This window comes from Marinobacter sp. (assembly GCF_044799475.1).
Lineage (GTDB): Bacteria > Pseudomonadota > Gammaproteobacteria > Pseudomonadales > Oleiphilaceae > Marinobacter.
This window is the reverse complement of record NZ_CP085217.1, coordinates 192,910-207,580: the sequence shown is the minus strand read 5'-3', so window position 1 is coordinate 207,580 and position 14,671 is coordinate 192,910. Positions and strand designations below refer to the sequence as shown.

Genomic DNA, 14,671 nt, shown 5'->3' with positions numbered 1-14,671 from the left:
GTTGTCCTTTTCTCGTTAGTGAAGAGCTTTATCTATGACCGTTTCAGCCAGCTGGCAGCGGGTTTCGCTGGCCTGGTTCAGGCGCTCCTTGAGTTGGTCGCAGAGGGCCATGAGTTCACTGACTTTTTGCATTATCCAGTGCTGTTCGTTTGCTGGCGGAAGGGCGATGACATATTTGCGCATATCTCCGACATTAACGTGTTTGGCACCTATTCCTTTGTGTAGGGATAGCAGGACCTTTAACGCAAGAGGATTTGACAGTGTAAGCCTAAGAAAATTTGGCTCTGAAAAACGTGATGGCCGAAAAAGCATAACTCGTTGCCCGAGGCAGCACTCCAATTCCTGAGGAATCACGACAGATTCGCCGACACTACCTTCTCGGGCAAAAACAATATCGTTGGCTCGGGGTTGCAGCCGGGCATTTCTTTTTTCAAAGGTGTCGTCAGACACATACCTGAACCTATCCTGATTCAGCTTCCCATCTTTGAAGGAATTGGTGTCCAGGCAAAGCCTGCCTTGCTCTATGAATTTCGGCGTTGAGTGTGGGCAGTCAACTATGTTTATGAAAACGTCGTCGAGCCTAGCCCATGCCCAACCATTCGGTAATTTAAAGCGCTTCTCGTCGTTCTGGATGGGTGCGAGTTTTTTGGGCTTTTTGACGACACCCTTGGCGATAAGCTGATATTTTTCGTCAGATATTTGGTTCAAAAGTGTTAGTGCGGACTCATCCCCCTCATCCTGCTCCACCAACCGCCCCATCACCGCCAGTTGCACGATGGTCTGCTTGAGCTTGTCGATGCTCTGTTCGGAGGTGAACAGGGTATCGAAGTGGGCGGCGAGACGGGCCCAGTTGTCGGCCAGTTCGGTGGTGTTTTCGGATTGGGTGAGGGTGCCGAGCAGGGTGTCCACGAGGGTTTCGTGGGCTTCGAGCTGGTCACTGGTTTGCTGTTCCAGCCGGTCGCAGAGGGCCATGAGTTCATCGACTTTTTGGACGATGCGGTGTTGCTCTTCTAATGGCGGAACCGGAAGCGGAATTGACTCCCACTTGCCTTTATTCAGTATCGATATCGTAGTGCTTGAAGATTTTTCCCAAGCTGCGTCTTGAAAATACGGCGATTTGAGACAGAGGAGAAGAAATTGTGATGTCTCTGGAATATATGGAGTAATAGAGTTGATTTGCTGGTTGAACGTGCACTGCTGTTCAATCAGCCCACATTTTCCGATAGTGCCAATGCAGACCATCAAAATGGAGTCTCTCTCGGCCCATTTTCCCAGCGCGGCCTTGCCCGCCTCGCTAAGTCCTTCATTGTCATAGCAGATGTCGCCATTTTCTGAGATGTCGCCCGGCTTTAAAAAAGGAATGTCATCACCGAATAATTCGTTCTTCGACTTCGCGGGCGTTGAGCCTGTTTGTGTATATCCGAGTGCGCCCAACGAATGCCAGCTCCAACCCCTCGGAATATCGAATGGGTAGTCTTCTTGCGGCACTGAGTTAACCGCTTTCGGCTTTTTTATCCTTTTTGAGGCGACAAGCCTGGCTTTTTCCTCTTCCATGCCAGAGATGAGAGCGGAGCTTGATTCAGCGGGTAAACCTTGGCTTACGAGCTTGCCGCGAACCGCCAGCTCCAGAATCAACTCCCGAAGCTTCTTAACCCCGGTCAGCTCGACCTTGCCATTACTCCCCCGCCCACTGCTGGACTTCTTCGTAACTGCCCCGGTCCACAAATCCAGATGCTCAGTAATTAATTCTCGCGCACTCACGCCGCACCTCCGTCGGTGTTGTGGCTGAGTGCATCGGCCAGGATGTCGCGCAGTTGGTGCCGAATCTCTTGGATTTCTGCCTGCTGCTGTTCGTATTTGGCCAGCAGTTCGTCTGGATCGTGGTCAATCCGGTCGGCCTGGTGGGGGTTCTTGATGTCCAGGTTGTAGTTGCGGGCTTTGATGTCGTCGATGGACACCTTCCATGCCTGCTCGGTCTCCTCGCGGCTGGCGAAGCCCTCTGCCTCCTTGCCCCACCATTCGATTTCGGTCTGGAATTCCTCGAATCGCATTGGCTTGGTTTTGTTGTAGCTCTTCACTCCCCCTGGATAGGGGTGCTCGTAGTACCATACGGCTTCCGTGGGCTTGCCCTTGGTGAAGAACAGCAGGTTGGTCTTGATGCCGGTGTAGGGGCTAAACACGCCGTTCGGCAGGCGAACGATGGTGTGCAGGTTGCACTCGTCCAGCAGCTTTTCCTTGAGGCGGGTTTTCATGCCTTCGCCGAACAGGAAGCCGTCTGGCAGTACCACGGCGGCGCGGCCACCGTCCCGCAACAGGTGGATAAAGAGGGTCATGAACAGGTCGGCGGTTTCCCGGGTGCGGAAGGCGCTGGGAAAGTTGGTTTCGATGCCATCTTCTTCCATGCCCCCAAAGGGCGGGTTCGCCACAATGATATCTACCCGTTCCTTTGGGCCCCAGCTGATGAGCGGGTGGGCCAAGGTGTTATCGTGCTTAATCTGGTCCGGCACCTCGATGCCGTGGAGCACCATGTTGGTGGTGGCCAAGAGGTGAGGCAGAGGCTTCTTCTCGACGCCGTGAATGGTGCGCTGAAGGGTTTCCTCATCCTGCGGGGTGTTCACGTAATGCTTGCGCTTGTGCTCGATGGTGCAGGTCAGGAAGCCACCAGTGCCGCACGCCGGATCCATTACCTTCTCGTCCAGCTTTGGGTCGAGCCGGTTGACCATGAATTCGGTCACCGCTCTTGGGGTATAGAACTCACCAGCGTTGCCAGCGTTTTGGAGGTCCTTGAGGATCTGCTCGTACATGTCGCCTAGCTCGTGGCGTTCGGCGGATTTGTTGAAGTCGATGCCATCCTGCAATTTGTTGATGACCTGGCGCATGAGCTGGCCGGACTTCATGTAGTTGTAGGCGTCCTCGAAGACATTGCGAATGACCACACCCCGATAGTCGTCACCGCGCGGCTGGAGGTTCTGGAGGCCGGGGAACAGGTGGTTGTCCACGAAACCTTTGAGGTCCTCGCCTGTCATGCCTTCCGGATCTGCCGCCCAGTTGCGCCAGCGCAGGTTTTCGGGAATGGGGGAGCGGTAATCGTCGTAGAGCATCTCCCATTCCTGCTCACGGTCGTCAAAGATTTTGAGGAACAGCATCCAGACCAGCTGGCCGATGCGCTGGGCGTCTCCGTCTACGCCTACATCTTTGCGCATGATGTCCTGAATTGATTTTATTGTGGTGCTGATTGCCATGGGTACTGCGTTCCTTTGTTCACTTGGTTGGGCGATGTGCTGGTCGGTCAGTCAGTATTCGATTTACTGGCTTATGCGGATTTCGGGGGATGGGGTGACTGTTCGTAAAGGGCGTCTTCCAGCTCTCTGACAGCATCCGTGTAGCCGGGTTTCCCGCCGAAGGCGTGTACGAGCTCCAGGGGCGAGCCGAGCTTGCTGAAGGGATCCAGCTTGAGAACCTGGACGTCCTCAATGGGCTCGATGCCGGAGTCAGTATATTTGGTAAGCAGTGCGTCCATAACCTGTCGGGTCGCGCCTTCATATTTACTGAAGTAATTGTTGCTGCGCACCGCTGCTGCTCTCTCTTTGCGACTGAGCGCGGGCTGGTCGTACACAATGTGGCAGATGACGTCGAAAGGGTCGGGCTCTGCTCCCAGTTTTTTGCCTACGTCCTTGATGAGGTCCTCCCAGAAGATACCGCTTTCGGCCAGCTCTTCGATGATGACCTGTTTTCGCTCGGCACCATTCCATCGGCGCAGAAAGTCGTCAAGCGAGGCGTACTGCTCTTTCACTTTCTTGCGGGTGTAATCCTTGAGGCTCTCGGTAATGAGCTTGCCGTCGGGGCCCATATACTGAACACGCTCCGCGATTACGGCAACCTCGACGTTATCCACAACAAAGCGCTTTCTGGTGCCGCCCTCGCCGGGGCCGCTTGTATCGCCGCCAGGGGTATCGGTCGTCCAGGTTTCCCCCGGTTCCACTTCGTAGCCTTCGGCTTCTTCTCCAGCCTCAAACTCTGCTGTGCCCGGGTGAGGGGGCTCTCGCTCATCGTCGGGTACCACAGGATCATCATCTTTGGGTCGATAGACCTTTACGGGCTCACCGTCGAACGCGGGGTCGGCAAACAGCTCGGTCGCTTTTTTGAAGTCGAGGATTGTAAACCAGTGCTTGTTGAAGTCGTCGTTGATGCGGGTGCCACGGCCGATAATCTGCTTGAATTCAGTCATGGACTGGATGCGCTGGTCCAGCACGATGACTTTGCAGGTCTGGGCGTCCACGCCGGTGGTCATCAGTTTGCTGGTGGTGGCTATGACGGGGTAGCGTTCTTCCGGATTGATGAAGTTATCCAGCTCCGCTTTGCCTTCCTGCTCGTCACCAGTGATGCGCATGACGTACTTCCGGTTTTCGCCAACCCGTTTTGGGTTCAGGTTCACCAGCGCCTGGCGCATGCGCTCGGCATGGTCGATGTCTTCGCAGAAGATGATGGTTTTCTGGAAGGGGTCGGTGTTCTCCAGCAGCTCGGTTACTTTCCGGGCAACGACCAGGGTGCGCTTTTCCAGTACCAGGTTGCGGTCAAAATCCTTCTGGTTGTAGATTCGGTCATCAATCAGTTCGCCGTGCTTGTCAGTCTGGCCCTTGCTGGGCCGCCAGCCCTGCAGATCCTTGTCCAGATCCACCCGCACCACCTTGTAGGGCGCGAGGAAACCGTCTTCGATGCCCTGCTTGAGGGAGTAGGTGTATACCGGTTCGCCGAAGTAATCGATGTTGGAGACCTCTTTGGTCTCCTTCGGGGTGGCGGTCAGGCCGACGTGGGTGGCTGCGGAGAAATACTCCAGGATCGACCGCCAGGCTGAGTCCACGGCCGCGCTGCCTCGGTGACATTCGTCGATGACAATCAGGTCGAAGAAATCAGCGGAGAACTGTTTGTAGATATTCTGCTCTTCCTCGCTGCCTGTGACAGCCTGGTAGAGGGAGAGGTATATCTCGTAGGACTTGTCCACCGTTCGGTTCGTGACTTTGGTCATGGCTTGGCCGAAGGGTTTGAAGTCGTTGTTTTTGGTCTGATCCACCAGAATGTTGCGGTCGGCAAGAAACAGGATCCGCTTCTTTTGCTTGGCTTTCCAAAGCCGCCAGATAATCTGGAAGGCGGTGAACGTCTTGCCGGTGCCCGTCGCCATGACCAGCAGGACGCGATTCTGGCCTTTGGCCACGGCTTCCACAGTGCGGTTGATGGCGACGGCCTGATAATAACGAGGTGTGCGGCCGCTGCCGTCGTCGTAATAGGGTTGCTCGACGGTCTGGCGGGCTGTCTGGTCGATGTTCTTGTACTGGCAGTACCGCTCCCAGAGAGTGTTGGGGGAGGGGAACTCGTCGAGGGACAGAGTGGTTTCTGTCTTCTCACTCAATCCGGTCCGGTCATGGAACAGAAAGCCGTCACCGTTGCTGCTGAACACGAACGGGATATCCAGCGCATCGCTGTAGGCCAGAGCCTGTTGCATGCCGTCGCCGAGGCTGTGCTTGTTGTCCTTGGCCTCGATAACCGCAATGGGTTGATTCTTCTGGTAGCTGAGGATGTAGTCGGCGCGCCGTTTCTTGCCGCGTAGATGCATCCGGCCCCGGACGATGATGCGGCCTGCAGTAAAGGAAAACTCTTCACGCACTTGGTCTTGGATGTCCCAGCCAGCTTGTTCTATGGCAGGCGTGATGAACTTGGTGCAGATGTCCCTCTCAGTGAGCTTCTTCTTATCCATGCGCGCGCAGCCGTTACTTCAGATTGGCAAGTATCTGAGTTACTGGAATTGTTTCAGGTCAGAGTAGCCCATAACCGCGCTTCTCAGAAGCCTGGGGTTGTTACCAAGGGTGTTTAAATTTTGTCGCAAATATTTGTGAGCGGGTATTTGATAGCGGGGTATCGCAAGTTCCCCCCGTGGGGGCGACGGTTTTCCTGCATGTGCAAAATTGAGACTCCTCGCTTTAACGTCGATTTACGGGGCGCGTAGGCAAAGACCGGCGGCCCCTCTGTGTGCCGCCTCTAAATATCACTTCCTGGCTTGCTTGGTTTTGGGCGGGTTTCACCTGCCGTCGTTCGAGTGATTCTTACCGGCATATTCTTTGGGTACATAACGACCAGTTTCTGCATCACGACACATCGAGGGCTATCACAAGAGAGTCTGTAATCTGGCACCCAGAGAGACTCGCTGAGCTGATCCTAGAGGCCAGCTCTCAGCATTTTGGAGGCAATGTGTATAGTGCGCTCTTGTAAGTGTAATGGATAAAAAAGCGGCGGAGCCTAGGCAATAGGGGCATCTATACGTCAAGTATTGTCTTCTTTGCGAGTGATTGTGATTTCGTAATTATATGCAGACAGGCGCTTTTGAACGCTTAGCAAGGGCTTAATTGCATTCAATATCAGTTCTTCAGCATTCGCCTTTACAATTTTACTTTCGATGGGAAGACTGCGAATAGCTTCGCTGAACTCCGGGTTTCTCTCAAGCCGCTCCATATGCACAGCCAGGTCTAAGTGCTGATCCATTACTTTCTTTGACGTTAATAGTTCTGGCTTCGCCTGCTCGAGACCCTGTAACTGCGTGGAAATTAGAGCAGTCTCCATCTCAACTTTCTTGGTTTCTGCCTCAATCTTTTGATTCTCAGCGATTAGCTTGTTGGTTTCATGATTCTTTTTACGCTCTCGAGTAACCCAGGAGTAGGTGGTAGCAGAGGCTCCAATAAAAGCTACAAGGTGGGCCAGCAATGGAAAGTTCGCTGCCGAAGCTGAGGCAATTTCAAAAATCTGGCTACCGGTACGAACGCTGGTAATGAATATGCTGTCTGCAGCTGAGACGCCTTGAAAGAAAGGCGTCATGGAGTGTCTTATGGCCTGTAACTCTCTTTCAAACTGGTCTTCTTGGCTTTCCTCGTCGTCAAAGGTTTCAAATTTGTATGCTGACTCGTGCCGCTCGTTGGGTTTGTCTTTGTATTTTGAAAGGAAAAAAATGTTGTTGTAGGCGGCGTTTAAAGTCGCAAGCACCAGTGATGTATTGTAGGGCGAAATGTCGCCTCCACCGATTCGTACGATGATGCGTTCTTCTGAATCGTCATCAATTCGTCTGCTATTCTTGCTAAATTCATCTAGGAAAATTGACTGTTCGAGCTGGGATCTGCTTAGCGGTCTTATTAGATTTGCAAGCTGTGATTTGCTCGAAAATATGCACTCGTCCAAGTTAGATTCAAAGAAACTTGCCTCACGCAAGTCTGCTTCGGACAAGCGGGCTCCCGTCAAATCAGTTCGAAAAAAATTGGTCCCGCGCAGGCTAGCGCTAAAGAAATCAGCTCCTTCAGCGACCGTGTTTGTGAAGTTTGCGCCGTTAAGCAGGCTTTTTCTGGCGACCACTTGGCTCAGGTTACTGTCGCGGAAGTCAGCGAGCGCAAGGTTAGCCTTGATGAAATAAGCACCCACTAAGCTGCAGTTCGTTAACTGAGTTCGCCTCAGGTCGGTACCGATGAATAGGGCATGCGATAGGTCTTCTTCGGCAAATTGCCTGTCAGAGAGGTCCATGTTCGAGAAATCAGCTCTCTCACCACTAGGCAGCTTTTGAAGCCACCTTCTGTGCGCTTTGAATATGCGTTCTAAATCCGGAGCTTCCATACGCCCCAAGCTCCTTTAATTTAGTCCAGAAGTTTTCTCGTGTTCCATCGAACGCCAAAAGGCTGATTAACCTGGATATACCATCTCTTTGATGGATGTGCCGGTTTGATTTCTTGCAATTCTAGCCTGCCTATTGCTTCTGTTGGCACCGATTCGGTGGACCACCACGCGCGCCTTTATGAAACTCTAGCTCCATGAGCGAATAACTGTGGTTTATTGTCCGCAGAATCTGGCATGAGTTTAGCAACAATTTTAAGCGCTGCTTGGTGATTCGATTGGGTATACTCAACCAGACCCAGTTTGATCAGGTCGGGGTGAAGAGGAACAATCCGGGAGCTCTGCAGATTCTTGACCGTTCTGCTCTCCCCCCCGAGGACTGATATCGATAACCCATTGTCCCTGGACTTCCCGAACGTCTCGGGCGTCGAGTGGGGCTATTTCCTCCAGTCGGGCCCCGGTGTAATAGAGAACCAGCGGGAGCCAGATGGCTGATGAGCCAAGCCCTCGGGGTGGAGAAAGGAACCACGAGCCCCCAAATACTCTGTCCAGTTCTTCCGGCAGGAACTCGGGTTGCTTGCCCTGATCCTGCCTGCTTGTTCGTGGCGGGAGGGTCACGCTTTCTAGGGGGTTGGACTCAAGGCCGCTTCCCGGCATGTCCAGCGCCGACCGGAACAGGGCGCTGCAGTGAATCATCCGGTTCCTGACAGTAACCCTGGACAGCGTTTTCAATCCTTTAGCATCCGCTTTGGCTGCCCGCTCACGAATGGGTAGCTGCCTGATAGCTTTTGATGGACGATTGGGTAGCTCGTAAAGGAAGTCCCGGTATTCTCTGAGCTGATCCGGTGAAATCTCGTTCAATGGCAGGTCCCCCAGAAACTCTGCCAGGCCGGTAATGGCTGCATTATAGTCATCGATGCGCGCCCGGGCGGCTTGCTCTCCCTGCTCGCGGTGCAACCGCTTCTGATACTCAGCCCAGGCTTCGGTGATGGTCATGCCTTTGGGCTTCGTTTCCTTGGTCAAGACCTGTTTCGCCAGCGTGTGGCTCGGAGATGAGTAACGCCCCAGTTCACGCCGGGAAAGGTGGTCAACGAGCGTCCCGACTCTTGCCGCTATTCGCTTTGCCAGCCGCTGATAGTCGGCAGACTCGCGGGAGAGGAAAAGCCTGTGTTCTGTCAGCAGTCGGCTGAGTTCGTCACCAAGGGCTTCCTCCACGAGAAGGACCAAAGCCTCATCGCCTTTTGTTTTGACCGTTTCTGCGATGGCGTTCAGGAAAGGGGAGTCGGGATATCGATGGTGCGCTCCGGTAGCTCGGTCCGTCTCTTCGACCCAGTGATACCAGAAACGATAATTGTTGGACCTTTCTGCCCGATCCAGCGTCTGTTCCAGCCAGCGGTCGGCGAGGACGTCGGTATCGTGAGTGGACAACAGCGGTTCGCCCTTGGCCTGCCTGCGGGCATTTTCCAGCAACTGGGTGAATTCAGCGTAGACGGGACCAAATCTGAGCTTGGCAATCTTGGGCTCTTTAGTTCCCAGAGAAGGCTTGAGTTCACGTTTGCCAATAATTTTTCGCAGCTGGGCAGGGACGCCAACTCGGCAGATGTAAGTGCCGTTTCTGTCTTTGACTGGGTTTGCCATACGAAGGGACATTGTACGCCTCCTTTGTACCACTGAGGAGGCGAGAGACTTCTGCTAACTGACTCTGATTCGAGGATTTTTCGGTGAATCAAAGCCTTGGGAATAATGGTGCCCGGAGGCGGAATCGAACCACCGACACGAGGATTTTCAATCCTCTGCTCTACCAACTGAGCTATCCGGGCAGTTGCAGTACTGCGGTGCAACGGGGCGCTATTAAACCGGTTTCGGTTTCGTGAGTCAAGGTCGCGCGGTGAAAAATCCTGATCTGGATCAGGCTGGTTATGGAGTGACCAGCCGGCGGTTTCAGGACTTCTCTGGCGGTACGTAACCCTCGGCGCTGTCGAAGGGCTCGTTGTTGAGGAAGCGCTCCATCTGGGCCTGCAGGTATTTGCGGGAGTTGGAGTCCATCATGTTCAGGTGCTTTTCGTTAATGAGCATGGTCTGCTCCTTCTGCCACTCCTGCCAGGCCTTTTTGGAGACGGTTTCATAGAGCTCCTGGCCCTTCTTTCCTGGCATGGGTGGGAAGTCCAGTCCTTCCAGTTCTTCCTTGTACTTGCGGCAGTATACGGTGCGGCTCATGTGGGCTCCTGTTGCGGCGTGCCGGTGATGATCTGCCCGGGATGATAACAGATCAGAGCAGAGCGGGCTGTTCGGCTCCGGCAATTAGTAGGCGGATGGGAGCAGGAAGACCCAGTTTCAGGGCTTCGTCCCTGTGAGTCCAGCGCTGGTTGTCGGCGTCAGCCACTGCACTGGCGCCGCGGACGTTGAGAATCGCGGGCTGTATGTGCAGGTGATAGTGGCTAAAGGTGTGGCGAAAACCGTTTTCGGGCCGGGCGTCGTCACAGTCCAGGCCGAGCCGCTCACGGCAGGCTTCGGCCAGTTCTTCCGGGGTCAGGGCAGGGTCCATTTCCGGCAGGCTCCAGAGCCCGCCCCAGATCCCGGCAGGCGGGCGCCGCTCCAGCAGAATACGGCCTTCGCTGTCTTCCAGAATGACCATCCAGGTGGTCTTTTCCGGCTTTGCTTTTTTCGGCTTTGAGCCGGGATAAAGGTGGACTTCATCCCTTGCCCTGGCTTCGCAGTTTTCATTCAGGGGGCAGTGGGCGCAGTCCGGTCGGCTGCGGGTGCAGACCATTGCCCCCAGATCCATGATGGCCTGGGTGTAGTCACGAACCCGGGTTTCAGGGGTGTGCTGTTCGGCGCAGGCCCAGAGCTGGTTCAGTACTGAGGTCTGTCCGGGCCAGCCGGGCACGGCGTGATAGCGGGCAAGTACCCGTTTTACGTTGCCGTCGAGGATGGTGGCATAGAGGCCGAAAGCCTGGGCGAGGACGGCGGCCGCGGTGGAGCGGCCAATGCCGGGAAGGGCTTCAAGCTGTTCCTGATCGGCGGGAAACTGTCCTCCGTGATTTTCCACTACCAGTTGCGCGGCTTTCTGGAGGTTGCGCGCCCGGGCATAGTAGCCGAGGCCCGACCAGTGGCTGAGCACGTCGTCCACTGGCGCCTCGGCCAGGGCTTCCACGTCCGGAAACCTGGCCATGAACGCCTGATAGTAGGGGATGACAGTGCCAACCTGGGTCTGCTGCAGCATGATTTCAGAAACCCACACCCGGTAAGGGGTGCGGTCATGATGCCAGGGAAGATCATGCCTGCCGTACTGGTCATACCAGTCCAGCAGGCGCTGGGCGAAATGATCAGGCACTAGTTAAACAGCCCCTTGATCTTGTCCTTCACCTTGTCGGCTGCCTCTCCCTCAAGCCGCTTGTCCAGCTCCTTGCCGAGCTTTTCGTCCACGGCTTTCTCGACTTCCTTTTTGGCCTTGCCTTTGGCAGCTTTTGCGGCCATGTCCTTCAGGGTGTCGCGGAAGCGGGACCCGTCGAAGGAGCAGAGGCCGGCCGGGTCTTCGCTGAAGTTTCCACGGCACTCCACGGGGATCACGGCGCCTTCTACGTATTCTGTGACCCGGCAGGCTTCGTCGCGATGAACCTCGCCCACAATGCGCAGGCCGATTTCATAGTCCAGCATGCTGGTGTCCAGCTTGACGGTGCCGTCCCCGCTGAGCTCCATGCCGGCCAAGGCGGCAACCAGCTCAGTGTTGTTGAGTGTGTTGCCGTCGATCTTCATGGTGCCTTTCATGTCGTTGAAAGGCGTTCCCGTGCCCCAGTCGGTGGTGGTCAGCTCTTCCCCGTTGGCCAGGGCAATGCCCCTGCAGGCCATGCGGGTCAGGTTCATCTGGGTGAACTCACCCTCTGCCAGGTTGAAGTTGATCTCGCCTTTGGCGTTGCCTCTCAGGGCTGAAATCCGGTTGCCGCTGGTGTTCACGTCCATGTTGATGTTGGCAGCACCACTCAGCGCATCGACTTCCGCAAGGTCGGTCAGGAGCGGCAGGGTCTGAACGTTCTGGACCTTGTTGGAGATGGCCCAAGTTGGATTGTCGGAGCGGGCGTCGAGGGTGACATTGGCGTTGAAGTCCCCTTCATAGAGCCTGCCGCTGAACTCGTTCACCTTGATCAAGCCCTTGTCGGCGGTTACGCGGTTTTTGATGTCGGCAATGGTCAGGTTGCTGACAATCAGCTCGCCGAGACCGAGGTTTATGTTCAAAGCCAGTTCCCGCAGGGTTTCCAGGGGAAGCAGGTCGCTTTCCGGTCCGGCCTCTTCCGCCTGCTCAGGCTGTTCTTCCGTCTGGGCGGTTTCCTCGCTCTCCGGTGGCAGGTAGCGGTCTGCGTTGAAGGCGTCGCCCTGCAGATCAAGGCCGATGGCGCTGTCTGCGATACCGTAGCTGGCGCTGCCGCTGAAAGTGCTGTCATCAACCTTGATGTTGAGGTTGCTCAGTTCTGCTTTGCCAGCAGGGCCGCCGATGTCGGTGCTGAATGCCAGGGCCTTGAGCACGTCTGGGTCGGCTGTTTCCGGCGCCTGCTGGCCCATGCTGGAGAGCAATTCCCTCAGGGAGAATTCGGGAATGTCCACATTGCCGCTGACCTCCGCCTTGTCGCCGAAGCCGGACACATTGAGACTGGTGTTGATCTCAAGGTTTGCCAGGCTGGCACGGAGGTTTTTGATGGCTGCGGTCTCTGCCGTTGTATTGGCATCAATGTCGCCACTGATGCCGGCATTTACGGTTTTGCCGCCGAATGGCTCGCCACTCAGCTCAAAGCTGCTTTCCAGGTCGGCGACAGAGAAAGTGTCCATTGCCTCATTGGCCGCCAGGCTGGCGCTTATATCACCCACTACGGTGAATTCAGGCTCGCCTGTGACAAAGCGGAAGCCAAGCGCCAGCGGAAAGTCCTGGCCAAGAGCTATGTCGTTCGCTGTCAGGGTGAAGTCCTCCAGCACGAGGGACTGGCCGGTGCTGGCATCGTCGTAATGCACCTGGGCATTGGTGATGCGGACTTCTTCCACCGCGAAGTTCAGCGGCTCCTGAGTGGCTTCTTCGGCCGGGGCGGGTTCGGCGTCTGCTGCCGGCTCTTCCGCCGGGGCTTCACCTTCCGGCATGATTCTGGTCCAGTTGCCGGTGCCGTCCTCTGCCACCCGCAGGCGGGCATCCAGGCCATCCAGGATGAAGGTGTTTACCTGGGGCGCCATGGCAAGGAGTGACCAGAAGTCCACCTTCGCCACCAGCTTTTCCAGGGCAACGAACCTTTCCTGGTCAAGAGTGGCTTCCACGTCGTTCAGTTCCAGGCCCAGGGGGAAAAGCGACCAGGAAATGTCGCCGGCAAGATCCAGCTCCAGGTTTGTGCTGTCTTCCGCAGCCTGCTCAATCTGTGGTTTGTAGGTGTTGGGATCAATGGTGAAAAAGGCGATTCCGATGGCCACCACAGCCAGGATAACTATGCCGACGAGGGCCAGCACCAGGTAACGGACAGCTTTCATAAATTGAGCATCCTTTCAGTTTTAAAGCACAGTTTTAAAGCACAGTTTCAGACCAGCAGTTTGTACCGGTGTAAGCTACGCCCGGTTCTGGGCGCTGTCTGTTTTATTTCTTTCAGAATAACGCACACACTGCGAAATTAAAGCTGATCCTATATGACAATGGGTCAGGGTTCAGCCAGAATATGGCGGTGCGCAAGAACCAATGCAGTCTGAGAGCCGGGAACCGGGGTGGAAATATGACTTCCCGCCTGTGGCGCGAATGGATCAGACGACACCAATAACAAACAGGAGGAATCCCGCGTGGCTATCACGGTATCCATTGAACTGAATCGGGAGATTGAGATCCCCGGCCCCTACGATGACGTATTTGATCTGCTGGCGGATGTACCCCGCTCGGCCAGCTACTTTCCCAAGGTCAACAAGCTGGTGGACCTGGGCGACAATACCTACCGCTGGGAAATGGAAAAGATCGGTGTCGACAAGCATTCCATCCAGTCCGTCTACGCCAGCAAGTATCACGCCGACAAAGACAACGGCAAGATTACCTGGGAGCCGGTGAAGGGTGAGGGCAACGGGGTTGTCCAGGGTTCCTGGAAACTGAAGGCGAAGGATGACAAAACCACCCACGCCACCTTCCACACCAAAGCGGAGCTGACGCTGCCTCTGCCTGGCCTGCTGAAGCTGGCCATAAGCCCGGTTATCAAGCACGAGTTCAACAGCCTGGTTGATACCTACATGGCCAACCTGAAAAAGGCGTTCTGAAGTATCCGGACGGAGGACTGCCGGGGCCTGGCCACGGTAGTTCCCCGGGCAAAGGGACAGGACGACGGCTGACATAACAGGTATAATCCGTGGACATCCGTTTTCCGGCACCTGCCGCCTATTTATTCTGGAGACCCCATGGCCGAACGCAAGGCTCGGGTAGAACGCAATACCCTCGAAACGCAGATCACCGTTGAGATCAACCTCGACGGCACAGGCAAATCCCGCTTTGACACCGGCGTTCACTTTCTCGACCACATGATGGATCAGATTGCCCGCCATGGTCTGGTGGATCTGGATATCGTGTCGAAGGGCGATCTGCACATTGATGACCACCACACGGTGGAAGACATAGGGATCACTCTTGGTCAGGCGTTCAGACAGGCCGTGGGAGACAAGAAAGGCATCCGCCGTTATGGCCATGCCTATGTTCCGCTGGATGAAGCCCTGTCCCGGGTGGTGATCGACCTGTCCGGCCGTCCAGGCCTGCAGATGGATGTTCCCTATACCCGCGCCTCTGTGGGTGGTTTCGACGTGGATCTGTTCAGCGAGTTCTTCCATGGTTTCGTCAACCATTCCATGGTGACGCTGCACATTGACAACCTGAAGGGCAAGAACACTCACCATCAGATCGAGACCGTCTTCAAGGCCTTCGGCCGCGCCCTGCGCATGGCTATTGAACCTGATGACCGGATGGCAGGCATTGTGGCCTCCACCAAGGGTTCACTCTGATTCAAGCCTCTGCTGTCACTGATCCGGAGTT

The 14,671-nt window shown here is 55.5% G+C and carries 10 protein-coding genes and 1 tRNA gene; 2 read left to right on the top strand and 9 right to left on the bottom strand.

The genetic code is table 11. From position 1 onward, the window contains the following. Positions 1-15: 15 nt before the first annotated feature. The 9 genes from LG327_RS00970 to LG327_RS00930 all read right to left on the bottom strand — a co-directional run bounded on the left by LG327_RS00970 (position 16) and on the right by LG327_RS00930 (position 13,146). Positions 16-1,761, bottom strand: a complete 1,746-nt coding sequence (locus LG327_RS00970) for a restriction endonuclease subunit S (RefSeq protein ID WP_404364861.1) — start codon at positions 1,759-1,761, stop codon at positions 16-18. Continuing rightward, a complete protein-coding gene (locus tag LG327_RS00965; RefSeq protein WP_404364860.1) occupies positions 1,758-3,242 on the bottom strand; it encodes an N-6 DNA methylase in 1,485 nt (494 codons plus the stop codon). Before LG327_RS00965 ends, LG327_RS00970 begins: the two co-directional genes overlap by 4 nt. Positions 3,243-3,313: 71 nt before the next feature. Continuing rightward, positions 3,314-5,752 (bottom strand): EcoAI/FtnUII family type I restriction enzme subunit R, encoded by a 2,439-nt coding sequence (hsdR, locus tag LG327_RS00960; protein ID WP_404364858.1) that lies wholly within the window; start codon positions 5,750-5,752, stop codon positions 3,314-3,316. A gap of 563 nt (positions 5,753-6,315) precedes the next feature. After that, positions 6,316-7,647, bottom strand: a complete 1,332-nt coding sequence (locus LG327_RS00955; RefSeq protein WP_404364856.1) for a pentapeptide repeat-containing protein — start codon at positions 7,645-7,647, stop codon at positions 6,316-6,318. 285 nt (positions 7,648-7,932) lie between these two features. After that, positions 7,933-9,294, bottom strand: coding sequence for a DUF6538 domain-containing protein (locus LG327_RS00950; RefSeq protein ID WP_404364855.1), 1,362 nt, complete (start codon positions 9,292-9,294; stop codon positions 7,933-7,935). Positions 9,295-9,388: 94 nt separating this feature from the next. Next, positions 9,389-9,464 (bottom strand) — tRNA-Phe (locus LG327_RS00945). A gap of 121 nt (positions 9,465-9,585) precedes the next feature. Beyond that, a complete protein-coding gene (locus LG327_RS00940; protein WP_404364853.1) occupies positions 9,586-9,861 on the bottom strand; it encodes an oxidative damage protection protein in 276 nt (91 codons plus the stop codon). 52 nt (positions 9,862-9,913) lie between these two features. Further along, positions 9,914-10,978: an A/G-specific adenine glycosylase gene (mutY, locus tag LG327_RS00935; protein WP_404364851.1), complete on the bottom strand. Its 1,065-nt coding sequence runs from the start codon at positions 10,976-10,978 to the stop codon at positions 9,914-9,916. Continuing rightward, positions 10,978-13,146: an AsmA family protein gene (locus tag LG327_RS00930; RefSeq protein ID WP_404364849.1), complete on the bottom strand. Its 2,169-nt coding sequence runs from the start codon at positions 13,144-13,146 to the stop codon at positions 10,978-10,980. Before LG327_RS00930 ends, mutY begins: the two co-directional genes overlap by 1 nt. Before the next feature lie 300 nt (positions 13,147-13,446). Here LG327_RS00930 and LG327_RS00925 point away from each other — a divergent pair, with 300 nt between their 5' ends. Both LG327_RS00925 and hisB read left to right on the top strand, forming a co-directional pair. Next, positions 13,447-13,908 carry an SRPBCC family protein gene (locus tag LG327_RS00925; RefSeq protein WP_404364847.1) on the top strand — a complete coding sequence of 154 codons (462 nt, stop codon included), beginning with the start codon at positions 13,447-13,449 and terminating at the stop codon, positions 13,906-13,908. A gap of 138 nt (positions 13,909-14,046) precedes the next feature. Next, positions 14,047-14,640, top strand: coding sequence for an imidazoleglycerol-phosphate dehydratase HisB (gene hisB, locus LG327_RS00920; protein ID WP_404364846.1), 594 nt, complete (start codon positions 14,047-14,049; stop codon positions 14,638-14,640). Positions 14,641-14,671 lie beyond the last annotated feature (31 nt).